This is a genomic window from Pseudomonas sp. T1.Ur, from assembly GCF_023516725.1.
Taxonomy (GTDB): Bacteria; Pseudomonadota; Gammaproteobacteria; order Pseudomonadales; family Pseudomonadaceae; genus Aquipseudomonas; species Aquipseudomonas alvandae.
The window spans coordinates 5,336,257-5,361,533 of sequence record NZ_JAMGSN010000001.1; the positions used below are offsets into that span (position 1 = coordinate 5,336,257).

At 62.1% G+C, this 25,277-nt stretch carries 22 protein-coding genes; 7 read left to right on the forward strand and 15 right to left on the reverse strand.

The features are described from left to right. The first annotated feature begins 18 nt into the window (after positions 1–18). On the forward strand, positions 19–498 hold the full coding sequence (locus M8Q45_RS23600; RefSeq protein WP_003186867.1) for an RNA pyrophosphohydrolase: 480 nt from the start codon (positions 19–21) through the stop codon (positions 496–498). A gap of 22 nt (positions 499–520) precedes the next feature. Beyond that, complete coding sequence (gene ptsP, locus M8Q45_RS23605) at positions 521–2,800, forward strand: phosphoenolpyruvate--protein phosphotransferase (protein WP_030140531.1); 2,280 nt, start codon at positions 521–523, stop codon at positions 2,798–2,800. Positions 2,801–3,005: 205 nt separating this feature from the next. On the opposite strand, the gene M8Q45_RS23610 is transcribed toward ptsP, so the two are convergent. Beyond that, a complete protein-coding gene (locus tag M8Q45_RS23610; protein WP_249876599.1) occupies positions 3,006–3,752 on the reverse strand; it encodes an NRDE family protein in 747 nt (248 codons plus the stop codon). Between the two features lie 364 nt (positions 3,753–4,116). Here M8Q45_RS23610 and M8Q45_RS23615 point away from each other — a divergent pair, with 364 nt between their 5' ends. The 3 genes from M8Q45_RS23615 (at position 4,117) to M8Q45_RS23625 (ending at position 6,797) form a co-directional block, all read left to right on the forward strand. After that, positions 4,117–4,899 (forward strand): sulfite exporter TauE/SafE family protein, encoded by a 783-nt coding sequence (locus M8Q45_RS23615; protein ID WP_198797091.1) that lies wholly within the window; start codon positions 4,117–4,119, stop codon positions 4,897–4,899. A gap of 68 nt (positions 4,900–4,967) precedes the next feature. Continuing rightward, positions 4,968–5,777, forward strand: a complete 810-nt coding sequence (lgt, locus tag M8Q45_RS23620; RefSeq protein ID WP_249876600.1) for a prolipoprotein diacylglyceryl transferase — start codon at positions 4,968–4,970, stop codon at positions 5,775–5,777. A gap of 48 nt (positions 5,778–5,825) precedes the next feature. After that, entirely contained in the window at positions 5,826–6,797 is a 972-nt protein-coding gene (locus tag M8Q45_RS23625) for a thymidylate synthase (RefSeq protein WP_249876601.1), read from the forward strand. A 136-nt stretch (positions 6,798–6,933) separates the two neighbouring features. On the opposite strand, the gene cadR is transcribed toward M8Q45_RS23625, so the two are convergent. Further along, positions 6,934–7,380, reverse strand: a complete 447-nt coding sequence (gene cadR / locus M8Q45_RS23630; RefSeq protein ID WP_249876602.1) for a Cd(II)/Pb(II)-responsive transcriptional regulator — start codon at positions 7,378–7,380, stop codon at positions 6,934–6,936. An 86-nt stretch (positions 7,381–7,466) separates the two neighbouring features. On the opposite strand from cadR, the gene M8Q45_RS23635 reads away from it, so the two are divergent. After that, positions 7,467–9,686: a heavy metal translocating P-type ATPase gene (locus M8Q45_RS23635; protein ID WP_249876603.1), complete on the forward strand. Its 2,220-nt coding sequence runs from the start codon at positions 7,467–7,469 to the stop codon at positions 9,684–9,686. 220 nt (positions 9,687–9,906) lie between these two features. On the opposite strand, the gene M8Q45_RS23640 is transcribed toward M8Q45_RS23635, so the two are convergent. The 3 genes from M8Q45_RS23640 to M8Q45_RS23650 are packed head-to-tail and all read right to left on the reverse strand — an operon-like array spanning position 9,907 to position 15,115. After that, complete coding sequence (locus M8Q45_RS23640; RefSeq protein ID WP_249876604.1) at positions 9,907–12,954, reverse strand: efflux RND transporter permease subunit; 3,048 nt, start codon at positions 12,952–12,954, stop codon at positions 9,907–9,909. Continuing rightward, a complete protein-coding gene (locus tag M8Q45_RS23645) occupies positions 12,951–14,015 on the reverse strand; it encodes an efflux RND transporter periplasmic adaptor subunit (protein ID WP_249876605.1) in 1,065 nt (354 codons plus the stop codon). Before M8Q45_RS23645 ends, M8Q45_RS23640 begins: the two co-directional genes overlap by 4 nt. Further along, complete coding sequence (locus tag M8Q45_RS23650) at positions 14,012–15,115, reverse strand: efflux RND transporter periplasmic adaptor subunit (RefSeq protein WP_249876606.1); 1,104 nt, start codon at positions 15,113–15,115, stop codon at positions 14,012–14,014. The genes M8Q45_RS23645 and M8Q45_RS23650 overlap by 4 nt, the downstream gene beginning before the upstream one ends. Positions 15,116–15,353: 238 nt before the next feature. Between M8Q45_RS23650 and M8Q45_RS23655 the strand changes: the two genes are divergently transcribed. Next, on the forward strand, positions 15,354–16,514 hold the full coding sequence (locus M8Q45_RS23655) for an AAA family ATPase (RefSeq protein ID WP_249876607.1): 1,161 nt from the start codon (positions 15,354–15,356) through the stop codon (positions 16,512–16,514). Between the two features lie 145 nt (positions 16,515–16,659). Here the strand turns inward: M8Q45_RS23655 and M8Q45_RS23660 are convergent, their stop codons facing one another. The 10 genes from M8Q45_RS23660 to M8Q45_RS23705 form a co-directional block, all read right to left on the reverse strand. Then, on the reverse strand, positions 16,660–17,541 hold the full coding sequence (locus tag M8Q45_RS23660) for a transporter substrate-binding domain-containing protein (protein ID WP_249876608.1): 882 nt from the start codon (positions 17,539–17,541) through the stop codon (positions 16,660–16,662). Beyond that, positions 17,538–18,320, reverse strand: coding sequence for an amino acid ABC transporter ATP-binding protein (locus tag M8Q45_RS23665; protein WP_249876609.1), 783 nt, complete (start codon positions 18,318–18,320; stop codon positions 17,538–17,540). Before M8Q45_RS23665 ends, M8Q45_RS23660 begins: the two co-directional genes overlap by 4 nt. Then, positions 18,317–18,976 carry an amino acid ABC transporter permease gene (locus tag M8Q45_RS23670; RefSeq protein WP_249876610.1) on the reverse strand — a complete coding sequence of 220 codons (660 nt, stop codon included), beginning with the start codon at positions 18,974–18,976 and terminating at the stop codon, positions 18,317–18,319. Before M8Q45_RS23670 ends, M8Q45_RS23665 begins: the two co-directional genes overlap by 4 nt. Next, on the reverse strand, positions 18,957–19,622 hold the full coding sequence (locus tag M8Q45_RS23675; protein ID WP_249876611.1) for an amino acid ABC transporter permease: 666 nt from the start codon (positions 19,620–19,622) through the stop codon (positions 18,957–18,959). The genes M8Q45_RS23670 and M8Q45_RS23675 overlap by 20 nt, the downstream gene beginning before the upstream one ends. Before the next feature lie 704 nt (positions 19,623–20,326). Then, positions 20,327–21,109, reverse strand: coding sequence for a MetQ/NlpA family ABC transporter substrate-binding protein (locus tag M8Q45_RS23680; RefSeq protein WP_249876612.1), 783 nt, complete (start codon positions 21,107–21,109; stop codon positions 20,327–20,329). Between the two features lie 337 nt (positions 21,110–21,446). Continuing rightward, the gene (locus M8Q45_RS23685; RefSeq protein ID WP_249876613.1) at positions 21,447–22,382 is read right to left on the reverse strand and encodes a sigma 54-interacting transcriptional regulator; all 936 of its coding nucleotides are present in this window, start codon (positions 22,380–22,382) and stop codon (positions 21,447–21,449) included. A 47-nt stretch (positions 22,383–22,429) separates the two neighbouring features. After that, the gene (locus tag M8Q45_RS23690) at positions 22,430–23,011 is read right to left on the reverse strand and encodes an alpha/beta hydrolase (protein WP_249876614.1); all 582 of its coding nucleotides are present in this window, start codon (positions 23,009–23,011) and stop codon (positions 22,430–22,432) included. A gap of 215 nt (positions 23,012–23,226) precedes the next feature. Then, a complete protein-coding gene (locus M8Q45_RS23695) occupies positions 23,227–23,472 on the reverse strand; it encodes a DUF2789 domain-containing protein (protein WP_030137982.1) in 246 nt (81 codons plus the stop codon). 47 nt (positions 23,473–23,519) lie between these two features. Continuing rightward, positions 23,520–24,503 carry a sulfotransferase family protein gene (locus M8Q45_RS23700; RefSeq protein ID WP_249876615.1) on the reverse strand — a complete coding sequence of 328 codons (984 nt, stop codon included), beginning with the start codon at positions 24,501–24,503 and terminating at the stop codon, positions 23,520–23,522. After that, a complete protein-coding gene (locus tag M8Q45_RS23705) occupies positions 24,491–25,276 on the reverse strand; it encodes an aspartyl/asparaginyl beta-hydroxylase domain-containing protein (protein ID WP_249876616.1) in 786 nt (261 codons plus the stop codon). Before M8Q45_RS23705 ends, M8Q45_RS23700 begins: the two co-directional genes overlap by 13 nt. Between the last annotated feature and the right edge of the window lies 1 nt (position 25,277).

Sequence of the window (25,277 nt, forward strand, 5' to 3'; positions counted from 1 at the left end):
GTTTGCGAGGTTGTTGCCGTGATCGATCCCGATGGTTTCCGTCCCAATGTGGGGATCATTCTTACGAATGATGCTGGGCAGGTGCTATGGGCACGCCGTATCAATCAAGACGCCTGGCAGTTTCCCCAGGGTGGGATCAACCCCCAGGAGACGCCGGAAGAGGCCTTGTACCGCGAATTGAATGAAGAAGTCGGGCTGGAGCGAGAGGATGTTGAGATACTCGCCTGCACCCGAGGCTGGTTGCGCTATCGTTTGCCGCAACGCCTGGTCAGGACGCACAGCCAGCCGCTGTGCATCGGCCAGAAGCAGAAATGGTTTCTCCTGCGCCTGATCTCCAACGAGCAACGGGTGCGGATGGATTTGACCGGTAAACCGGAGTTCGATGGCTGGCGCTGGGTCAGCTATTGGTATCCGTTGGGCCAGGTGGTGACATTCAAGCGCGAGGTGTATCGACGCGCCCTTAAAGAGCTTGCCCCGCGCCTGCTGACGCGCGACTGACGACGGAGTTCGACCCCGAGCCATGCTCAATACGCTGCGCAAGATCGTCCAGGAAGTTAACTCCGCCAAGGATCTCAAGGCGGCGTTGGGGATTATTGTGTTGCGCGTCAAAGAGGCCATGGGCAGCCAGGTCTGCTCGGTCTACCTGCTGGACCCCGAGACCAACCGTTTCGTGCTGATGGCCACCGAGGGCTTGAACAAGCGCTCCATCGGCAAAGTCAGCATGGCCCCGAATGAAGGCCTGGTCGGCCTGGTCGGCACGCGCGAAGAACCCCTGAACCTCGAAAACGCCGCGGATCACCCACGCTATCGCTACTTTGCCGAAACCGGCGAGGAGCGCTACGCGTCATTCCTTGGTGCACCGATCATCCACCACCGCCGTGTCGTCGGCGTGTTGGTCATCCAGCAAAAAGAGCGCCGTCAGTTCGACGAAGGTGAAGAAGCCTTCCTCGTGACCATGAGCGCGCAACTGGCCGGGGTTATCGCCCACGCCGAAGCCACAGGCTCGATCAGCGGCCTGGGCCGCCAGGGCAAGGGCATCCAGGAAGCCAAGTTCGTCGGTGTGCCGGGTTCGCCGGGCGCGGCGGTGGGCACGGCGGTGGTCATGTTGCCGCCCGCCGACCTCGACGTGGTGCCGGACAAGGCCATCAGCGACATCGACGCCGAGCTGGGTTTGTTCAAGACCGCCATCGAAGGCGTGCGGGCCGACATGCGTGCCTTGTCGGCCAAGCTGGCGACGCAGCTGCGCCCTGAAGAGCGCGCACTGTTCGACGTCTACCTGATGATGCTCGACGATGCCTCCCTGGGCAGCGAAGTCACCACGGTCATCAAGACCGGCCAATGGGCCCAGGGCGCGCTGCGCCAGGTGGTGACCGACCACGTCAACCGTTTCGAACTGATGGACGACGCCTACCTGCGCGAGCGCGCCTCGGACGTCAAGGACCTTGGCCGCCGGCTGCTGGCCTACTTGCAGCAAGAGCGCCAGCAGACCCTGGTCTACCCCGACAACACCATCCTGGTCAGCGAAGAGCTGACCCCGGCCATGCTCGGCGAAGTCCCCGAAGGCAAGCTGGCGGGGCTGGTCTCGGTACTGGGTTCGGGCAACTCCCACGTGGCGATCCTGGCCCGGGCCATGGGCATCCCGACGGTGATGGGCCTGGTGGACCTGCCGTACTCCAAGGTCGACGGCATCCAGATGATCGTCGATGGCTACCATGGCGAGGTCTATACCAACCCCAGCGACGTGCTGCGCAAGCAGTTTGCCGATGTGGTGGAGGAAGAAAAACAACTGTCCCTGGGCCTGGATGCGCTGCGGGACCTGCCGTGCGTGACCCTCGACGGCCACCGCATGCCGCTGTGGGTCAACACCGGCCTGCTGGCCGACGTGGCCCGGGCGCAGAAGCGTGGCGCCGAAGGCGTAGGCCTTTACCGCACCGAAGTGCCGTTCATGATCAACCAGCGCTTCCCCAGCGAAAAGGAACAGCTGGCGATCTACCGCGAGCAACTGGCCGCGTTCCATCCGCAGCCAGTGACCATGCGCAGCCTGGACATCGGCGGCGACAAGTCCCTGTCCTATTTCCCGATCAAGGAAGACAACCCCTTCCTCGGCTGGCGCGGCATTCGCGTGACGCTCGACCATCCGGAGATCTTCCTGGTCCAGGCTCGCGCCATGCTCAAGGCCAGCGAAGGCTTGAACAACCTGCGCATCCTGTTGCCGATGATCTCCGGTACCCATGAACTGGAAGAAGCCCTGCACCTGATCCACCGGGCCTGGGGCGAGGTCCGCGACGAAGGCACCGACGTGCCGATGCCGCCAGTCGGGGTGATGATCGAAATCCCGGCAGCGGTGTACCAGACCAAGGAACTGGCGCGGCAGGTGGACTTCCTCTCGGTGGGTTCCAACGACCTGACCCAGTACCTGCTGGCCGTGGACCGCAACAACCCACGGGTGGCCGATCTCTACGACTACCTCCACCCGGCGGTGCTGCAAGCCTTGCAGACCGTGGTGCGTGATGCCCATGCCGAAGGCAAGCCGGTGAGCATCTGCGGCGAAATGGCCGGTGACCCGGCGGCGGCGGTGCTGCTCATGGCGATGGGTTTCGACAGCCTGTCGATGAACGCGACCAACCTGCCGAAAGTGAAGTGGATGCTGCGCCAGATCAACCTCAGCAAGGCCCAGGAACTGCTGGCGGAGCTGATGACCATCGATAATCCGCAGGTGATTCATAGCTCCTTGCAGTTGGCGCTGAAGAACCTGGGGTTGGCGCGGATGATCAATCCGGCGTCGAGCAAGACGCTCTAAATCCTGCGGCGAGCATTTGTGGCGAGGGAGCTTGCTCCCGCTGGGCTCTGTAGGAGCTGGCGAAGCCTGCGATCTTTTGATCTTGATCTTGATCTTGATCTTTCGCTTGAGACTCAAGTGTCTGGGGAAAGATCGCAGCCTCGTTGCACTCGGCAGCTCCTACACAGCTCCTACGCAGCTCCTACAGGGCTCCTATAGGGCTGAATCAAATGTGTAGCTCCACCTCCCCCAAATGCCCCCCATGCGGCCCGAAACTGCGCTCGACCATCTGCCGCGTCCCATCGGCATGGACAATCAGCGCCGTACTCGCCCGCGTCCCGTAGGCCGGGCTGGCGATGAACACGCTCGATAGCAGCATCTCGGTCGCGAGGCCCACGCCCGTATCTGGCAGTTCGGCCACTGGCGCAGGTTGCGGGTCGTTCAGCAGCGCCAGCAACGACTGGGGCTGCGGATCGTCCAGCACTTCGCTCAATGCCGTCCGAGCCTTGAGCAACTTCGGCCAGGGCGTGTTCAGCCCGGCGTTGGACAAGCCGTAGACCCCTTCGGCCAACTGCTGCGGCCGGGTATCGCGGGCGTTGTAGTGCCACAATTCGGACCCGTCGCCGAGCAGCAGGTTGAAGCCACCGTATTCACCTGCACGCGGCACCACTTCGCTTAAATAATCGCCAATCGGAAGATTTCCGGTCAGGAACCGCGCCACCAGTTCGCCGCGAGACTTGAATGCCGGTAGCTGGCCCGGATCGCGGATGTTCGTCAGGGCCGCAAAGCGACCGTCGGCACCAACGCCGAGCCAGGTCCCGCCCGCCTCCAGGTCACGACCGGCATGGACATGGGGCGCATCGGCCCACTGCGCCAAGGGCAAGGTCGGGCGCGCATAGAATTCGTCGCGGTTGGCCGCTACGATCAGCGGCTGGGCGTGGCCGGGCCGCCAGGCAAATACGATCAGGCACATCAGGTTGTCCTGTTAACAATGCCAATCCGTTAAAAGAATAAAGCCGAACACCGTCTTTGTGGCGAGGGAGCTTGCTCCCGCTGGGCTCTGTAGGCGCTGGCGAAGCCTGCGATCTTTTTTGAGCTTTTGATTTTTCGCTTGAGATTCAAGTGTCCTTGGAAAGATCGCAGCCTCGTTGCACTCGACAGCTCCTACACAGCTCCTACACAGCTCCTACAGCGGGAGCAAGCTCCCTCGTCACAAAAGCCATGCGTTGCGCCTACTCTACCGATACCTCCAGCATGCATCCATCGCCTTCAGTAGAGACCAGGCCCCTCGATCCGTTACCATGCCGCTCTTATTTGCGATGGTCGAGGCGACGCTGGTGGAATTTTTGCTCTATCTGCTGCTCGGCGCCTGCGCCGGCGTGCTGGCCGGGCTGTTCGGCGTGGGGGGCGGAATGATCATCGTCCCGGTGCTGGTGTTCAGTTTCACCTTGCAGGGTTTCGATCCGCAGGTGTTGACGCACCTGGCTGTCGGTACATCCCTGGCATCGATCATCTTCACATCGGTCAACGCCGTGCGCGAACATCATCGCAAAGGCGCGGTGCGCTGGCTGATCTTTGCCTGGATGACCGTCGGGATCCTGATCGGCGCCGGTTTCGGCGCGCTTACCGCCGAAGCCATTTCCGGCCCGCACCTGCAAAAGATCATCGGCGTGTTCGCCATGCTCGTCGCCGCGCAACTGGCCCTGGACTTCAAGCCCAAGGCCAGCCGCACGGTGCCGGGCAAGGTCGGGTTGACCCTGGCTGGCACGGTCGTTGGCTGGGCCTCGGCGATTTTCGGCATCGGTGGCGGTTCGCTGACCGTGCCATTCCTGACCTGGCGCAGCGTACCGATGCAACAAGCGGTGGCGACCTCCTCGGCCTGCGGGCTGCCGATCGCCCTGGTCAGTGCGCTGAGTTTCATGATTCTGGGGTGGCACGATCCGCTGTTGCCGCCCCATAGTCTCGGTTTTGTATATTTGCCGGCCCTGCTGGGGATCGCCCTGACGAGCATGGTCTTCGCCCGCGTCGGTGCGCGGCTGGCCCATCGCCTGTCACCGCGCTTGCTCAAACGGCTGTTCGCCGCTTTGCTGTTCAGCGTGGGCTTGAGTTTCCTGCTCTGACGCAATCCTGGCTTAATCCCGAGGTGGCAGCGTCGCCCGGGTATTTTTGACGTTTACGAGGAATATCAATGCTGCCTTACCCGCAGATCGATCCGGTTGCCCTGGCCATCGGCCCGCTGAAAATCCACTGGTACGGCCTGATGTACCTGATCGGCATCGGCGGTGCCTGGCTGCTGGCGTCGCGCCGGCTGAACCGCTTCGACCCGACCTGGAACAAGGAAAAGCTCTCCGACCTGGTGTTCTGGCTGTCCATGGGCGTGATCGTCGGCGGACGCCTGGGCTATGTGCTGTTCTACGACCTGAGCGCCTACCTGGCCAACCCGACGTTGATCTTCGAAGTCTGGAAGGGCGGCATGTCGTTCCACGGCGGGTTCATCGGCGTGATGCTGGCGGCGTTGTGGTTCGGCAAGCGCAACAACAAATCGTTTTTCGAACTGATGGACTTTGTCGCGCCGATGGTGCCGATCGGCCTGGGCGCCGGGCGCATCGGCAATTTCATCAATGCCGAGCTGTGGGGCAAGCCGACCGACGTGCCTTGGGCGATGATTTTCCCGCCGTTCAGCGATCCGGCGCAGTTGCCGCGCCACCCGTCGCAGCTCTATCAATTCGCCCTCGAAGGCGTGGCACTCTTCCTGATTCTCTGGCTGTTTTCGCGCAAGCCGCGGCCAACCATGGCGGTGTCGGGCATGTTCGCCCTGTTCTATGGCATCTTCCGCTTCATCGTCGAATTCGTCCGCGTCCCAGACGCCCAGCTCGGTTATCTGGCGTGGAACTGGCTGACCATGGGCCAGGTGCTGTGCCTGCCGATGATCATCGGTGGCCTGGCGCTGATCTGGCTGGCCTATCGTCGCGCGCCGGCTGCCGCCGCCAACGTTTAAATTCGAACCCCGGGGCGCTGGCCCCGGGTTCAAGGACACAGGTAACCCATGAAGCAATATCTCGATCTGGTGGCCCACGTCATCAAGAACGGCACCAAGCAAGCCAACCGCACCGGCGTGAACACCATCAGCTTCCCCGGCGCCATGCTGCGCTATGACTTGAAGGAAGGCTTTCCCGCCATCACCACCCGCAAGATGGCCTTCAAATCGGCCATCGGCGAAATGTGCGGTTTCCTGCGTGGCGTGAACAATGCCGCCGAGTTCCGCGCCCTGGGCTGCAAGGTCTGGGACCAGAACGCCAACGAAAATGCGCAGTGGCTGGCCAATCCGTTCCGCCAGGGTGAAGACGACCTGGGCGAGATCTACGGCGTGCAATGGCGCCAGTGGCCGGCCTACAAGCAGATTCCCCTGAGCAACCGCGCCGCCATCGAGCAAACGCTGGCCCAGGGTTACCGGCAGATCGCCGAGGGCGAAGAAAACGGCCAGGCCTACGTGGTGCTGTACAAGGCCATCGACCAGGTTCGCCAGTGCGTCGACACCATCATCAAGGACCCGGGCAGCCGGCGCATCCTGTTCCATGGCTGGAACTGCGCCCAGCTCGATGAAATGGCCCTGCCGCCGTGCCATCTGCTCTACCAGTTCCACCCGAATGTCGAGACCAGGGAAATCTCCCTGACCCTCTACATCCGCTCCAACGACCTGGGCCTGGGCACGCCGTTCAACCTCACCGAAGGCGCCGCGCTGCTGAGCCTGATCGGGCGCCTGACCGGTTATACGCCGCGCTGGTTCACCTATTTCATCGGCGACGCCCACGTCTACGAAAACCACCTGGACATGCTCAACGAACAGCTAACCCGCGAGCCGTTCCCGATGCCGAAACTGGTGATTTCCGAGCGCGTGCCGGAGTTTGCCAAGACGGGTGTGTACCAGCCGGAGTGGCTGGAGCAAGTCGAGCCGGGAGATTTCTCCCTCGAAGGCTACCAGCACCACGCGCCGATGACCGCGCCGATGGCGGTCTGAGCCACCCCGCCTCTCCCTTGTGGGAGCGAGCTTGCTCGCGATAGGGCCAGTACATTCAACATCAATGTTGACTGATAGGTTGCTATCGCGAGCAAGCTCGCTCCCACATTAGATCGCCATGTGCTTCAAGATCAGTTCAATGCCCATGACTCCTTCCTACATGGGAATGCTCCACCTCCGGCGCCACCGCGCCGCTCACTTCCAACCGTTGCAAGATCCCACACTGCTCAAGATCCGGCCCTTCGCCACAGCGATGGCGCAGGTCGATCAGTTGCGCCTGCAAGGCCATCAGGCCATCGATACGCGCCTTGACGTGGTCGATGTGCTCGTCGATCAGTGCATTGACGCTCTCGCATTGGTCCTGGGGACTGTCGCGCAAAGCCAGGAGGCTGCGGATTTCTCCCAGGGTCATGTCCAGGGTGCGGCAGTTGCGGATGAACGTCAGCCGTTCGGCATGGGCCTGGGTGTAGACGCGGTAGTTGCCATCGCTGCGGGCCGGTTCCGGCAGCAGGCCTTCACGTTCGTAGTAGCGGATGGTTTCGACCTGGCAGTCGGTGATTTTCGCCAGTTCTCCGATCTTCATGGTTCGATCTCCCAAATAGGTGCTTGACCCTATAGTGGCTACAGGGTCTTTACTGCGCAACAGGCACTTTTCACGGACGTCACCCGATGAGCGATTCCCTTCACATCCACAAACCCGACCACGGCCACGCCCATGAGCACTCCTGCTGCGCCTCGAAAGCGGCACCGTCGGTGGTCAACCTCGGCAAGACGCCGACGGACGGTGCGCGGCTGAGCAGTTTTCGCATCGAAGCCATGGACTGCCCCACCGAGCAGACGCTGATCCAGAACAAACTCGGCAAGCTCGAAGGTGTGCAGCAATTGGAATTCAACCTGATCAACCGGGTGCTGGGCGTGACCCACGATCTGCCCAGCGATGCGCCGATCATCAAGGCCATCGAATCCTTAGGGATGCAGGCCGATCCGCTGACTGCGGGCGAGAAACCGGAAACCAACAACCTGCCTGCCCCAGCGAAGCCCTGGTGGCCGCTGGCGTTGTCCGGCGTGACGGCCCTGGGCGCCGAGGTGATCCATTTCACCAATGCCGCGCCAAACTGGGTGGTCGCGTTGGTTGCATTGGTCTCGATTCTCAGCGGCGGCCTCGGCACGTACAAGAAGGGCTGGATTGCCCTGAAAAACTTCAACCTGAACATCAACGCCTTGATGAGCATCGCCGTGACCGGTGCCGTGTTGATTGGCCAATGGCCGGAAGCGGCGATGGTGATGTTCCTGTTCACCGTGGCCGAGCTGATCGAGGCTAAGTCCCTTGATCGCGCACGCAACGCCATCAGTGGCCTGATGCAGATGGCGCCGGAACAAGCAACGGTGCAACAGGCCGACGGCACGTGGCAGGTAGAGGAAGTAAAGAGCATTGCCCTCGGTGCCAGGGTGCGGGTTCGTCCTGGCGAACGGGTTGGGCTGGACGGTGACGTGGTCGCCGGGCGCTCGACCATTGACCAGGCGCCCATCACCGGTGAGAGCCTGCCGGTGGAAAAAACCGTGGGCGATAAAGTCTTCGCCGGCACCATCAACCAGGCCGGCGAGCTGGAATACACGGTCACCGCCGCTGCCGATCAATCGACCCTGGCGCGAATCATTCACGCGGTGGAACAGGCCCAAGGTTCCAGGGCGCCGACCCAGCGCTTCGTCGATCAATTCTCGAAAATCTACACCCCGGCGGTGTTTGCGCTGGCCCTGGCCGTGGCGATCATCCCACCGCTGTTCATGGGCGCGAGCTGGTTCGACTGGATCTATCGCGCGCTGGTCCTGCTGGTGGTCGCCTGCCCTTGCGCCCTGGTGATTTCCACCCCCGTGACCATCGTCAGCGGCCTGGCAGCAGCGGCGCGCAAAGGCATATTGGTCAAGGGTGGCGTCTATCTTGAAGGCGGCCACAAGCTCGACTACCTGGCCTTGGACAAGACCGGCACGATCACCCACGGCAAGCCGGTACAGACCGATTACGTGCTGCTGGACCCGACCATGGAATCCACCGTCCCAGCCTTGGCTGCCAGCCTCGCGGCACGCTCGGACCACCCTGTGTCCCGGGCGATTGCCGAGGCGGCTGTGGATGAGCAACTGACGCAGCACGCTGTGGATAACTTCGCCGCGCTGGCCGGGCGCGGTGTGCGCGGCGACATCGGCGGCCAGACCTATCACCTGGGCAATCACCGCCTCGTGGAAGACCTGGGCCTGTGCTCCCCCGAGCTGGAAGAGCAACTCTTCGCGCTGGAAAAACAGGGCAAGTCCGTGGTGCTGCTGCTCGACCGCACAAAGCCCTTGGCGCTGTTCGCCGTCGCCGACACCGTGAAGGATTCCAGCCGCGAAGCCATCCGGCAATTGCACGGACTGGGTATCAAGACGTTGATGCTGACGGGCGACAACGCCCACACCGCCGAGGCGATCGCCCGGCAGGTCGGCATCGATCAGGCTCGTGGCGACCTGCTGCCGGAGGACAAGCTGCACGCCATCGAAGATCTGTATGCCCAAGGCCACCGGGTCGGCATGGTCGGCGACGGCATCAACGACGCCCCGGCGCTCGCCCGCTCGGAAATCGGTTTCGCCATGGCGGCGGCCGGCACCGACACGGCCATCGAAACCGCCGATGTCGCCTTGATGGATGATGACTTGCGCAAGATCCCGGCGTTCATTCGCCTGTCGCGGCAGACGTCCAGCATCCTGAAACAGAACATTATCCTGGCGTTGGTGATCAAGGCGATCTTTCTCGGGGTCACCTTCGCCGGGTTCGCCACCATGTGGATGGCGGTGTTTGCCGACATGGGGGTGAGTTTGCTGGTGGTGTTCAATGGGTTGCGGTTGTTGCGCAAGTAACAAATCGGGGGACTGGGCTGGACTCATCGCGGGCTTGCTCCCGCTGGACGGTGTAGGAGCTGGCGAAGCCTCGGGCCGCGTTCGGACGATCTTTTGATCTTGATCTTCACTCCGGACTCAATGGGTAGTGAAAAGATCGCAGCCTCGTTGCACTCGACAGCTCCTACAGGACCGAGCGGGAGCAAGCTCCCTCGCCACAAGGGCAGCGAAGGCTGCCGTGTCAATCACGCTTCGGCTCGCGGATCTTGTACCAGGCCACGTACAGCGCCGGCAGGAACAGCAGCGTCAGCAACGTGGCGACGATGATCCCGCCGATCATCGCGTAGGCCATCGGTCCCCAGAACACTTCGCGGGCAATGGGGATCATCCCCAGGCTCGCCGCAGCCGCCGTCAGCAGGATCGGCCGGCGTCGGTGTTCGGTGGCTTCCACCACCGCGTCCCAGGGTTCGTAGCCGTCACGCTCATACTCGTCGATCTGGGTCACCAGGATCACCGAGTTGCGGATGATGATGCCGATCAGCGCGAGGATGCCGAGAATCGCCACGAACCCCATCGGCGTGCCCGTCGGCACCAGCGCCAGCACCACGCCAATCAAGCCCAGCGGCGCGACGCTCGCCACCAGGAACAGCTTCTGCACGCTGTGCAATTGGATCATCAGGAACGTCGCCATCAAGAACAGCATCAGCGGCACCACACTGGCAATGGGGCCCTGGGCCTTGCTGCTTTCCTCCACGGTGCCGCCGGTGGCGATCTTGTAGCCCACCGGCAGTTTGGTGGCGAACTTGTCGATGTCCGGTTGCAACTGCCTCACCAGGTCCGTGGGCTGGATTTCATCGCGCACGGCGGCCTTGATGGTGATAGTCGGCTTGCGGTCGCGGCGCCACACCAGCGGCTGCTCCAGCTCATAACGCACCGTGGCGAAGGCCAGCAGCGGAATCGACGTGCCGCCCGGGGTGACGATCTGCAGGTTCTGCAGGGTTTCCGGCGAACCGCGCTCGGCGTCTTCAGCGCGCCCTACCACGTCGATCAGGTAGATATCGTCGTTGACCTGGGTCACCGGCGAGCCACTGACGATGCTGTTCATCAACCGGGCCACATCGTCGGAAGACAAGCCCAACTGCCGCGCCTTGTCCTGGGCGATGTCGATGCGCAGCACCTTGCCCGGCTCGTTCCAGTCGTAGATGATTTCGCCGATGTGCGGGTTCTTGTCCAGCTCAGTGGCCAACTCGATCGCATGCTTGCGCACCTGGTCGATGTCCTTGCCACTGACGCGATACTGGATCGGCCGCCCCACCGGCGGGCCCATTTCCAGCGCTTGCACGTAGCTGCCGATGCCGACGAAGTCTTCCCGCAGGCGTTTCTGCAAGCGCTCGGTCAGCGCCGCGCGCGACTCCAGGCCCTTGCTGACGATCACCAGTTGCGCGTAGTACGGGTTCTGCAGCTGTTGGTCCAGCGGCAGATAGAAACGAATGGCGCCTTCGCCAATGTAAGTGCTCCAGCGCGCGATGTCCGGGTCATCCTTGAGGGTCGCTTCCAGGCGATCGACCGCTTTGCGCGTCTCGTCCATCGAGGCGTTTTGCGGCAGGTTGAGGTCCACCAGAATCTCCGGGCGGTCCGAAGACGGGAAGAACTGGTTCTGCACGAAGCGCATGCAAAACACCGCCAACGCGAACAGCAGCACCGTGATGCCGATGGCCCACCAGCGATTGCGCATCGCCCACAGCAGGCCGCCATTGAACGCCCGGCCGATCCGCCCCGGCTCGGCGCTGTGGGGCTTGATGTCGGTGCTGAGGATGTGCACGCCGATCACCGGGGCAAACAGCACCGCGACGATCCACGACACCAGCATCGCCACGGCAATCACAGCGAACAGGGTGAAGGTGTATTCGCCCGCCGAACTGGCGTTCAGGCCGATGGGCACGAAACCGGCCACGGTCACCAGGGTCCCGGTCAGCATGGGAAAGGCGGTCGAGGTGTAGGCGAACGTGGCGGCCTGGTCCTTGCTGTCGCCCTTTTCCAAACGGGTCACCATCATTTCCACGGTGATCATCGCGTCGTCAACCAGCAGCCCAAGGGCGATGATCAGCGCGCCGAGGGAGATCCGCTGCATGGTGATGCCGCTGTATTCCATGAACACGAATACCATCGCCAACACCAATGGAATCGAGCACGCCACCACCAGCCCGGCCCGGATGCCGAGGCTGATGAAACTGACGACGAGCACGATAATCACCGCCTCGAACAATGCGCTGGTGAAACCGCCAACGGCCTCCTCCACCACTTCGGCCTGGTCCGACACCGTATGCACGCCGACGCCCACCGGGAGGTCGGCGGTCAGTTCGTTCATGCGTGCGTGCAGCGCCTTGCCGAATTCCTGGATGTTGCCGCCCTTCTTCATGGCGATGGCCAAGCCAATGGCTGGCGTGCCATTGAAGCGGAACATCGGTGTGGCGGGGTCGACATAACCACGGCGGATATCGGCGATGTCAGCCAGTCGATAGAAGCGATCGTTGAGTCGCAGGTTGACGTTGGCCAGGTCCTTTTCCGACTGGAACTGCCCCGACGTGCGCACGGAAATCCGCTCCGGCCCGGCGTCGATCACCCCGGCCGGGGTCACGGCGTTTTGCGATTGCAGGCTCTGCACCACCTGGCGTTGGTCGATGCCCAGGGCCGCGAGTTTGCGCGTGGAGAAGTTCAGGTACAGCACTTCGTCCTGCTCGCCGACCATTTCCACCTTGCCCAGGCCAGGCACGTCGCGGATCTCGGCACGTACCTGCTCCACGTAATCGCGCAACTGACGCATCGACAGGCCGTCGCCGGTAAAGGCGTACACCGAGCCATACACGTCGCCGAATTCATCGTTGAAACCCGGACCTTGCAGGCCTTCAGGGAAATCGCCGCGAATGTCGTTGATCTTCTTGCGGACCTGGTACCAGATCTCGGGGATTTCCTTGGCGCCCGTGGTATCGCGCAGGTACACGAACACCGTGGACTCACCGGGCCGGGTGTAGCTCTTCACATAATCGAGGGAGTCGAGTTCCTCGAGTTTTTTCTCGATGCGGTCCGTGACCTGCTTGAGCGTTTCTTCCTGGGTCGCGCCAGGCCAGCGGGTCTGGATGACCATGGTCTTGATGGTGAACGACGGATCCTCCTCGCGCCCGAGGTTCATGTAGGAGAACACGCCCATCAGCAGCGCGACGAACATCAGGTACCAGACGAACGACTGATGCCGCAGGGCCCATTCCGATAAGTTGAAAGGCCCTTTCATCGTGCATCCTCGTCGAGTTTCACTTTTTGCCCCGGCTGGAGACTGTTCACGCCGGCGCTGACCACGCGGTCGCCGGGCTTGATGCCGTTGGCCACCAGCACCGAGCCATCCGATCGTTCGAGCACCTGTACGTCCCGGGGCGAAACCGTCTGGTCCTGCGGGTTGACCAACCAGATTCGCGTCTTGCCATCCACTTCCTGCAGCGCACTGAGCGGCAACTCGATGCGCGGTTCGATGGCGGAGCTCAGGGTCACGCTGATGGCCGTGCCCAGGCGAAATCCTGGCGGTGTATCGGTCAGGGTCAGGCGTGCGCGGCGCGTGCGGGTGGCGCTTTGCGCCTGGGGTTCGATCTCGCGCACGATGGCCGTGGTGCGGGTCGCCGGGTCGAGTTGCGCGGCGACTTCGAACACCACGTCCTCCGGCAGGCGTTCGGCCAACCCGGCAGGCAAGTCGATCACCGCTTCCTTGATGTCCGGACGGGCCAGTGTCACCACCTGCTGGCCGGCGGTCACCACTTGCCCGGCCTCGGCAGTCCAAGCCGTGACGACGGCGTCATGATCGGTGTGCAGTTCGCTGTAGTTGAGCTGGTCACGGGCCTGCTCAACCGAGGCCCGCGCCTGTTCCAGGGATGCTGCGGTGGTTTTCAGATCGGTCTGGGCGACGTCCAGTTGCGCCTGGGCGCCAACGCCACGGTCGAACAATTGTTGCTGGCGACGGGCGTTGGCCTGGGCATTGATGTACTGCGCCTGGATTCGCGCGAGGTCGCCCTGGGCGGCGCGCAATTGGTTCTGCTGGTCGGTGGGGTCGAGGGTCGCGAGCAAGTCGCCCTTCTTCACCTCGGCACCGACATCGACGTTGCGGCTGGCAATACGACCCGGCACCCGGAACCCCACGTTGGTCTCGTAGCGGGCCTGGATATTCCCGGCGAAGCGTCCGAGGGCCTGCTGGTCGAGGGCCCGCACCTCAATGGACAACACCGGCCGGACCGGTTCCGGCGGTGCTTCTTCCTTCGAACAGGCTGCCAGCAGCAGGCCGGCCGAAACCATCCACAGGCGCTTCATGGCAGGGCTCCTGTCGGGGCTTTGTCGTGGTTGTTTTCGGCGATCTCGACGCGCACGCCAGGATGGAGCAATTGCCCGCCGGCAATGATGATCTTTTCGCCGCCCTTGAGCCCGTCGCTGATGATGACCTTGCCGGTCAAATAGCGACCGACCGTGACCGTCTGCAACTGCGCCTTGCCCTCGCCGTCCACCAGCCACACGGCCGGCTCGCTGAGGTTCTTCGTCAGTGCCGACCAAGGCAATTCCACGGCGGTCTTGCCGGCGGATTTGGCCGTGGCGCTGACCACCGACCCCAGGCGCATGCCTTCAGGCAAGTCGTTGAGCGTGACCTTGACCTGTACGGTACCGGTCTCGGCGGACACCGCCGGGGTAATCTCGCGCACCGTGCCGGTGGTCTTGATGGCCGGGTTGTCCAGCAGGCTGATGGTGATCTGCGGGTCCGAGGGCGGCTCGCGCAACAGTGATTCGTAGATGTTGAACACCGCGTCACGCTCGCCGTCCCGGGCCAGGCTGAAAATCGGCTCCGTGGCCTGGACCACCTGGCCGACTTCGGCCTGGCGCGCCGTGATGATGCCGGGCGCCTCGGCAATGAGCGCGGTGTAACTGAGCTGTTCGCGAGCGTTGGCCAATTGGGCCTGGGCCGCCGTCAACGCGCTCTGGCTACTGCGCAATTGCGCCTGGGCCGTGTCGTATTCGCTCTGGCTGGTGTAGCCCTTGGGCAAGAGTTTCTGCTGGCGAACGAAGGCCGCCGCGCTCTGCTTGACCCGCGCCTGTTCGGCGGCCACCTGGGCTTCGGCGGAATCGACATTGGTCTGCAAGTCACGAGGGTCGAGCCGGGCGAGCACTTGCCGGGCCGAGACCCGATCACCCACGTCGACCTTGCGCTCGATGATCTTGCCGCCCACGCGAAACGACAGATCGGTTTGCACCCGGGCCTGGACGTCCCCGGTCAGCGTGACCGAGGCCGCGTATTCGCTGGGTGTGGCTTGTTGGATGAACACCCGGGGCAAGGCTTTTTCCTCGGGTTTCTTGTCACCGCACCCCGTCAACAACGCACACACGCCCAAGCCAACAATCAGTTTGATTCCGGGACCCGTCATGCAGACTCCTTTGCGTTGTACCGACGTACCAGTGACGATACGACTGTGAGCTTAGAACAGGGTTCACCGAATACAATGGATGCAGCACATCGGGCAAACAGATCGCCCCCTGTAGGAGCTGACGAGCGAAGCGAGGCTGCGATCTTTTCATCTTTCACTTGAGATTCAATGGGGTGAGGAAAGATCGCAGCCTCGCTTCGCTCGGCAGCTCCTACGGCCCATGCAGCAGGAGATATGCATGCTCAAGACTCTGGCGGTGGCCAACTACCGGTCCATCAATAAACTGGTCATTCCACTGGGTCGGCTGAACTTGATCACCGGGCCCAACGGCAGCGGCAAATCCAATCTCTACCGGGCCCTGCGCCTGCTGGCGGAGACGGCCCAGGGTGGGGTCGTAAACGCCTTGGCCCGTGAAGGCGGACTGGACTCGACCTTCTGGGCCGGCCCGGAAGAAATCAGCCGTCGCATGCGCAACGGCGAAGTACCTGTCCAGGCGACTGTGCGCCAGGGCACCAAGCGCCTGCGCCTGGGATTCGCCGCTGAAGACTTCAGCTATTCGATCGCCCTGGGCCTGCCGGAGCCCAGTCGCTCGGCGTTTTCCCTGGACCCGGAAATCAAGCGCGAATGCATCTGGGCCGGCCCGGTGTTTCGACCGGCCAGCCTGCTGGTGGACCGCAACGGGCCGATGGTCCGTGCCCGCGAGGGACGTTCCTGGGACGTCCTGTCCCAGCACACCCCGACCTTCGACAGCCTGTTCGACCAGGTCGGCAGCCTGCGTGCCTCGCCGGAGGTGCTGCAAATGCGCGAGTTCATTCGCCGCTGGCGTTTCTATGATCACTTTCGCAGCGACGCCGACGCCCCGGTGCGCCAACCGCAACTGGGCACCCGCACGCCGGTGTTGCACCACGATGGCCGCGACCTCGCCGCCGCGCTGCAGACGATCCTTGAGATAGGCGACTTCGAGGCGTTGCATGCCGCCATCGGCGATGCCTTCCCGGGCGCTCATCTGCAGATCGACAAGCTGCAAGGTGGACGTTTCGCCATCGCGTTCCAACAGCACGGCCTGCTGCGGCCACTGACCGCCGCCGAACTGTCGGACGGGACCTTGCGCTATCTGTTGCTGGTTGCCGCCCTGCTCACACCGCGACCGCCGTCGCTGATGGTCCTCAACGAACCGGAAACCAGCCTGCACCCCGACCTGCTGCCGGCCCTGGCGCGGTTGATCATCCGCGCTTCAGCCAATTGCCAGGTCTGGGTGGTGTCCCACGCCACGCGCCTGATTGCCGCGTTGGAGCAGGACGAGGGCTGCAACTGCATCGTGCTGGAAAAAGACTTCGGGCAGACCGGGATTGCCGGACAGCGCACGTTGGATGAGCCGGCGTGGCATTGGCCGGATTGAATGGCGCCTGATCAACCGAATCGCGAGCAAGCTCGCTCCCACAGTAGCCGGTGGTGGGCGGAGGAATTGCGGTCGAACACAATTCCTCCTGTGGGAGCGAGCTTGCTCGCGATAGCTATCGGAAGGCCTAAACAAAATCAGCGAATCACCCCTGCCACTTGCCCCCCTCGACAATCACGCTCTCCGGCCTGGTGTCATCGCTCAGTTCCTTGCGCACATATTGGTCGTACAGCTTGAGCAGGTATTTCTCCTCCCCCAGCTTCGCCAACTCGGCATTGACCCAATCACGCAGCTCGACATTGCCCTTCTTCACCGCCGGTGCGATCGGCGCTTCGGCGCCCAGCTTCTGCTCGAGCACGCGATAGCCGGGGTTCTGCTTGGCCCAACTGAACAGCACCAGGTTGTCCTGGGCATAGGCATCGCCACGACCATTGGCCAGCGCTTGCAAGGACTCGGAATTTTTCTCGAACTTGAGCAGTTTCCAATCCGGGTGGTTCTTGGTCAGCCAGATATCCGCCGTCGTACCGGTAGTGACGATGGTGGTTCGGGTCGCCAGGTCATCGAGGCTTTTCACCGCGCTGGCCTGTGGCACCAACGCCTGCACCGCGACTTTCAGGTTTGGGTTGGTGAATTCCACCGCTTCCTTGCGCTCCGGGGTCACGGTCATGTTCGCCAGGATCAGGTCGACCTTGTCACTTTGCAGGAACGGAATCCGGCTCGCCGGCTCGACCGCGACGAACTCGACCTTGTTTTCGTCGCCGAGCAAGTCCTTGGCAAATCGACGACCGATATCGGTATCGAAGCCGACATACCGCCCCGCCTCGTCGACAAAACCAAACGGCGGCTTGTCGGTGAAGACGCCGACGATCAGCTTGTCCCGTGCCTTGATTTTTTCCAGGTAGCTGGCCGACGCGGTGCCTTGGCTGGCGACGTTCGGCTTCGGCGGTTCTTCGGTCTTATTGCAACCGGCCAGCAGCGCAACAGCGAGCAATGGCAACAACAGTAGAGAAGACTTGGCAGTTTTCATGACGGTTCCAGTTCCTTTGTTTGAGTCGTTTTGGGTAGTGCGGCGACGTAGGAGAACTTCTCCAGGAACTGCTGCGCGCGTGCGGTTTGCGGGTTCGTAAAGAAAATCTCGGGAGGGTTTTGTTCAAGGATGCGCCCAGCGTCCATGAACACGATGCGGTCAGCCACGGCACGGGCGAAGGCCATTTCGTGGGTGACGATCAACAGCGTCATGCCTTCGCGGGCCAAGCCCTGGATGACCTCCAGCACCTCCTTGACCATCTCCGGGTCGAGGGCAGCGGTGACCTCATCGAACAACATGACCTGGGGGTTCATGCACAGCGAACGCACGATGGCGATGCGTTGCTGCTGGCCGCCGGAGAGCTGGCGCGGGAAGGCATCGCGCTTGTCCAGCAGGCCTACCCGCGCCAACAGGGCTTCGGCCTGCTCGCGTGCTTCGCGGCGGTCGCGCTTTTGCACCTTGACCGGGCCGAGCAGCACGTTGTCGAGCACGCTCATGTGTGGGAACAAGTGGTAGCTCTGGAACACCATGCCAATCTGTTGCCGTACTTCACGCCAGTCCGTGCCCTTGCCCAGCAGCTCGCGTCCGGCAAACGTCAGGCTGCCGCCGTGGGCCACTTCCAGCCCGTTGAGGCAACGCAGCAAAGTACTCTTGCCGCAACCGCTGGGGCCGAGGATGACGATCACTTCGCCTGTCTTCACTTGCAGGTCGATGCCGTCCAGCACCTGCTGTTCGCCGAAAAACTTGTTGAAACCCTTGAACTCGATCAATGCGCTCATGCTTGCGTCCAGCGCCGCTCCAACACGCGCGAGGCGGCCGAGAGCGGGTAGCAGATGAAAAAGAAAAACAGGAACAGCGCGCCGTAGATCAACACGGATTCGTAGGTGCGCTCGATGATCTGCTGGCCGACCTTGATCACGTCCACCACACCGATCAGCACGGCCAGGGAACTGGTCTTGATGATCCGCGTGTAGACGTTGATGGTCGGCGGCGTCATGCGCCTGAGCGCTTGCGGCAATAGGACATGGCCGTAGAGTTGCGGCCCATTCAGCCCAATCGACAAGCCCGCCTCCCGCTGGCCCCGCGGCAGCGAATGCAATGCGCCACGCACCACTTCGCCGACCTCACTGGCGCCCCACAACGACAGCACCAGGACCGCGCACCAGAAGCTGGGAAGGCTCAGGCCGAAAAAAATCGGCAGACCGAAGAACAGCAGATACAACCAGACCAGCACCGGAATCGCCCGGAACAGCTCCAGATAGACCCGCAGGACGGCGTCCAGCCACTTCACGCCCAGCGTCCGCAACACGCCATAGAGCACGCCGCCGACGGTGCTGAAGGCGATGCCCAGAAAGGAAATCGACAGGGTTTGCACGGCGCCCTTGCCCAGTTGCGGCAACGACACCCAGAGCAATTCAAGACCCGAACTGGCCATGCTGGAGCCTCCTTTCCAGGCGGCCAAGCAACAGCGACAGCGGCAAGAACAGCAGCACGCAAATCAGCGTCAGCACGGCGAGCATTTCGTAAGTCTTGTAGTAGAGCGCGATGTAGCTTTTGGTGGTGTAGAGAATTTCCGGCACCGCCACGGCCGAGACCACGGTGGTCTCCTTCAGCAGGAAAATGAAATTGGCGAACAGCGACGGCAGGCTGAGGATCCCGGCCTGCGGCAGGATCACGTAACGCAGCAATTGGCCGTGGGACAGCCCGATGGAACGACCCGATTCCAATTGCGCCTGGGGCACCGCGTCCACGCCCGCACGCAGCACCTCCGTCAGGTAGGCACCGCCCAGGAACGTCATGGTGATGATCGCCGCCGCAAACCCGGACACCTTTACGCCCAGCACCGGCAAGGCGAAGTAGACGAAAAACAGCTGGATGAGCAGCGGTGTGTTGCGGGCCAGTTCCACATGCAACCCCACCAGGCGTTGCAGGTAAGGCGTGCGCAGCACCAGGATCGTCGCGTTGAGCAGCGCCACCAGCAGCGACGTGGCGATAGCGATAAGGCCGACCTGCAGCGTCACGCCCACGGCCTTGAGGAACGCTGGGAGGGTGCTGAGGATAAAAGCGTAGTCGAAGGTCATTGAACATCCTGTACGCCGCTCGGTAAGCGGCGGTGATACGGTCCATGGGCAGCGGATGATTGCTCGGCAGGAAATGACTTTAAAGGCATAAGAACTGAAATTTAAATACCGTTAAAGCATATTGATATCACCCGAAAAACTATCCTCGGGCATTTGCCCGGATGGGCAAAGGCGACTACTTTCCTTGCGTCGCAGGGAAGACCTTCAGGGGTCATCCTTGATCCATCACAAGGAAGAAGATATGGCTGACGTAAAAGTGCCGCAGCGACTGGAACCGCAGGAAATAGTGAAATTACTGGTGGCGTTGCGCCGGGCGTTGAAGACCAGGGTGCCCTGACCTATGACAACTCCCGCTGCGCCCCGTAGAAGCTGCGTAGGGACGGCTGCGTAGGAGCTGCGTAGGAGCTGCGTAGGAGCTGCCGAGCGAAGCGAGGCTGCGATCTTTCCAAGAACACTTGAATCTCAAGCGAAAGATCAAAAGATCGCAGGCTTCGCCAGCTCCTACCAGAGCCGAGTGGGAGCAAGGTCAAGCGAAAGATCAAAAGATCGCAGGCTTCGCCAGCTCCTACCAGAGCCGAGTGGGAGCAAGCTCCCTCGCCACAGGTAATCCTGCCCCTGACCCAAGCAATCTTTCGAGCATAAAAAAACGCCGACGCTGTACCAGCCGTCGGCGTTTGAAACCGTGAAAGGGTCTACCGCGCGAATTAGAACGCCGGCAGTACCGCGCCGCTGTATTTCTTCTCGATGAACGCTTTCACTTCCGGGCTGGTCAGGGCCTTGGCCAGTTTCTGGATGGCCGGGCTGTCCTTGTTGTCCGGACGAGCCACCAGGAAGTTCACGTAAGGCGAATCCGAACCTTCGATCACCAAGGCGTCCTTGGCCGGATTCAAGCCTGCTTCCAAAGCGTAGTTGGTGTTGATCATGTCTAGGTCTACCTGGTCCAGAACGCGCGGCAACATGGCCGATTCCAATTCCTTGAACTTGAAGTTCTTCGGGTTCTTGGCGATGTCTTTCGGCGTAGCCAGGGCGTTTTTCGGATCCTTGAGCTCAATCAGGCCAGCCTTCTGCAGCAGGATCAGGGCACGGCCGCTGTTGCTGCCTTCGTTAGGGATGGCGATGGTTGCGCCGTCCTTCAGCTCGGCCAGGCTCTTGACCTTTTTCGAGTAACCGCCAAACGGTTCAACGTGCACGCCGATGACTGTCACCAGGTTAGTACCTTTGCCTTCGTTGAAGCTCTTGAGGTAAGGCAGGGTCTGGAAGTAGTTGGCGTCCAGGCGCTTCTGGTCGACCTGCACGTTGGGCTGGACGTAGTCGGTGAATACCTTGATCTGCAAATCCACGCCTTCTTTGGCGAGGGCTGGCTTGATCAGCTCGAGGATCTCGGCGTGGGGTACCGGCGTGGCGGCGACGACCAGTTTTTCCGCGGCCTGGGCCAGGCCCGAGGTCAGGGCTGCCGCCAATGCGGTGAACAACAGAACCTTTTTCATGCAGTGTCCTTATCGAAAATCACGGTCGTCATCGACGACGGCCAAAGTGAGGTGCCAGCGAAGTGCTATCGCTGGCGTGATGCGGAAGATACCGATATTTTTTATGCCTTAACAATATCTTTTATTCAAGTTCATATTCATTTTACTCATATAGGAAAAACGCCGCTCTTGTGGCGAGGGCTTGCTCCCGCCCTGTGTAGGCGCTGGCGAAGCCTCGGGCCGCGTTCGGACGATCTTTTGAGCTGGATCTTTCGCTTGCGACTCAACTGTCCGGGACAAGATCGCAGCCTCGTTGCACTCGACAGCGCCTACGGGCCCGCGGGAATCAGATTTCGGCCTATAGCGTTTGGCTCAATTGATCGAGCAGTGCCCTGAGCGCTGTGCGTTCGGCTTCCGAACCTTGCGCAATGACCTGCGCCACTTGCTGATCGACCAGCGCCAGGGCTGAAGGCTGGGGCGGCAAATTCAAATGCTCCGGCAAGATCTCGTCCCCCGTACTGACCAGCAATGCGAAATGGATGATGTTTTCCAACTCGCGGGTATTGCCCGGCCAACTATGCCGTTCCAGCGCCTGCTGCGCCGCTTCGCTGATCAACGGCACGGTCAAGCCGAGGCGCTGGCTGTAGATACCCAGGAAGTATTCGGCCAGCGACAGGATATCGCCCACCCTTTCGCGCAAGGCCGGCAGCTCGAGCTGGCCCTCGATCAGGTAGTGGAAGAGCCGATCATGGAATTTGCCGGCCGCCACCGCTTGCGCCAGGTCGATGCTGGTGGCCGCGACCAAGCGTACATCCACCGGACTGGGCTGATGTGCACCTACGCGGGTGACTTCGTGGTTCTCCAGCGCCGCCAGCAACTTGACCTGAATCGGCAACGGCAGGTCGCCAATCTCATCCAGGTAAAGCGTGCCGCCGTTGGCCGAACCAAACCACCCCGCCCGGCTGCTGGCCGAGCCGCTATGGCTGCCGGCGGCGTAGCCAAACAACTCGGCATCGGCGTAGGTCGGGCTGATGGCACCGCAATTGACCGAGACGAACAACCCGCCGCGATTACTCTCGCGATGGATATGCCGGGCCAGCAGTTCCTTGCCGGTGCCGGTTTCACCGCGAATCAACACCGACACCGAGCGTGGCGCCAGTTGCTCCAGTTCCTGGCGCAACTGCCGCGAGCGTGGATCGACGAACACCAGCGCCTTGGCGCGGATGCTCAGGGGGCTTTTTTCCGCATCGGGAAAGGTCAGCAAGGGCTGACCAAAGGTTTCATGCAAACTCATGGCAATCTCCCGCCCCAGGCCGCCGGGAGACGGAGGGCGTTAAAAATTCAGGCGCGACGCAGGGCGTGATGCTCCATGCGGTTTTGCAGGCGATAGAGATAAGCGAAACCCTGTTCCCAACGCTGGTGGCCGGACTTCACATTGATGTGCCCCGCCCCTGACAGAATCCCGGCCTCGGCGCCCCAGTTGCGGGCCAACTCCAAGGCGCGCGCAGCACTGACCGCCGCATCGTTGTCGGAACTGACCACTTGGCTGGGGAACGGAAGCAACGTCGTAGGGATCGGCGCGAAATTGCGCAACGCCGGAGAGCAGGCCGGCCGCTCCACATCCGCCGGCGCGACCAACAATGCACCGCGCACCTGTCGCAGCAATTGCACCGGCGCGGTAGCGGCCCAATGGGCCACCGTGATGCAACCCAGGCTGTGGGCGATGAGGATCACTGGCGTGCTGTCAGCGGCTATCGCTTCGGCCAGCGCGGCGACCCAGTCTTCTCGCCGGGGCGTCAACCAATCGGCCTGTTCGACCCGGGTGCTGTTGGGCAAGCTGTTCTGCCAGTGGGTTTGCCAATGATTTTCCGGCGATCCCTGCCAGCCCGGCACAATCAGGTAGCGAATCGATTCGTTGCGCATGGGTTGCTCTCCTGCGTGTCTGTTCCCGGACGAGTATAAGGAGGAGAGTTATATTATTTAAGGAATAAGAAGCTATTTATTAATAATCAAACAGAATATCCGTTTAGCCTGTGGGAGCGAGCTTGCTCGCGATATCGATGTGTCTGTTGCATCAGGATTGATTGACAGTCCGCTATCGCGAGCAAGCTCGCTCCCACAGGTATGCAGCATAAGCCTCAATCACCGCGGCCCTTGCGCAGCAGCACGTCGAGCTGATCCACCACCACTGCCCAGTCAGCATCTTCAAGAATTTCGTCGCGCAACAATTGCCGTTGGCCCTCGCTCCAGAAGAAGGCGTCGGCCAGATGCAGATCCGGTTTGAGTGGCGAATGGCTGGCGATGAACTGGTCGATGCTGACGGCGTCGTCTGGCAGGCCGAGCTGTTTGAACAAGGCGGGAAGGGTGTGGACCGGCGTTTCCATGGGGCCTCCTGTGCAGGGTCGGATGGCGGGGGTGCTTCCCTCGAAGTCTAGTCCTTTGGCGTGGACACCGAGCCCTTTGTCTTGGATTCGACCCTTCTCAGCAACTCCAGCGATTCGTAAGGCGCTTGCGCCCAACGTTCTACCCGATCGCGCAACAGGGACGACGCTTCTTGGCGCTTGTCCTCGCTGTCGCCCGCAAACGCCTGCGCCGGCTGCTTGGCATGCTGCCCCACCGCCGAAAAGACTTGCCCGCGTTGTTCGATGTCCAATCGGAACAAAACGGCCAGCCTGCCGGCCATCGCCTCGGGTAATTCGGTGTAGTTGACCGCCGTTCCGGCAAACGCCCGGCAGTGCTCCAGTCCGACCTGTAACAGCCGTCCCAATCGCCGCGCAACATAATCTTCCTGGCCATCAAACGGCGTTCCGTCGTCCAGCACGCTTACCCCGATCAACCCCGGCACCATGTGCATGCCGGGACGGCGAATATGGGAAACCGCGATTTCCAGCGGTGCGCGGTACAGGAACAGCCAAGGCGTATCGGGAAAACACTCGCGCAGCAACCCCAGCTCGCCGATGTTCCAGGCGTCGAGCTTGATGACCAACCGCTGTTCCACGCCTCGGCGGCGTTGCCCGTAGGCGGACATCAAGCCCTTGAGCGCCACGCACCGTTCGGCGGCCGGCAGGTCACTGCGCAGCAGTGCGTCCAGGGGCGGCGGTTCGGAGATAACGATGTGGTCATCCAACTGGGCGAGCATCTGGCTGATCAATGTCGAGCCGCATCGGGAAGCATGGAAAATGAACGCACCGGGCTCGAGTCCCGGGCTCTGGCGTTGCCACTGACCGAGAGCGTCCAGCGGCGTCTGGCGGCGGAACGCTTGGTTGAACGGCAAGCGCAGGGCATGCTCGACGGCATCGTTGAAGAACGGCTGCGACAGTCGTTGGTCACCGAACCAGCACCAATCGACCCGCCAGTGCCCGGCCTCCTGCCATAGGCGGATCGGCAGCCAGCCCTCCAGGTTCAGGTCTTCCACTGGTCGCTCCATTGTCGGCGACCGGTGCGCATGGCGGCGCGCAGTTCTTCCCGGGTGAAATGAAACCCCTGCTCCGCTCCCAACACCAGGACCGACTCAATGAACGCGTCCAGGTCCTGCAGGCCTTGCAACGTCCGGGCAAGGTGCGGATCAGTCTCCACGCGCTGCTGAAAGCAGGCCAATTCACTTTGCTTGATGCCGGCGATGGGCGTGGAGGCCAGCCCGTCGACAATCTGCTGTTCCAACCACGGTCCGGGACGGCAATCGAGCACCCAGTGAACCCGCGGCTGATCACTTCGATTAGCCACGCGATGCGGACGCGTCAGATCAAGGAACCAGCATTCACCCGCCTTCATCGGAATGATCTGCCCGTCCAGCCAGAATTCCACGTCAGGCGGGCTGAGCAGCGGAACGTGCAGGCGCAAGTCGGCATCCGGCCCGCCCAGGTCATAGTCGCGATGTTCGTGGATGCGTCCACCAGGCCCCAACCGCAGCAGTCGAGCCGAGACGATATCCAGGGGCCAGTCGCGCAACGCCTGTCGCCAGCGCTCATCCTCCAGCCAGGGCGCACGGGGCAACGGCCTGCCGCGCCCGGGCGACAGTTCGGTCAAGGCATCGGCCGCCGAAATCAGCGCCACGCCACTCCAATCACCGCTGTGATAGGCAGTATTGAAGTGGCCTTGCCAACGATCCTCTTCGACGGCGGCCAACGCCTGCAACAGCAGCGGCAGGTTTACCGTGACGGGCAGCCGGGAAAACGCCGCAAGCGTCATC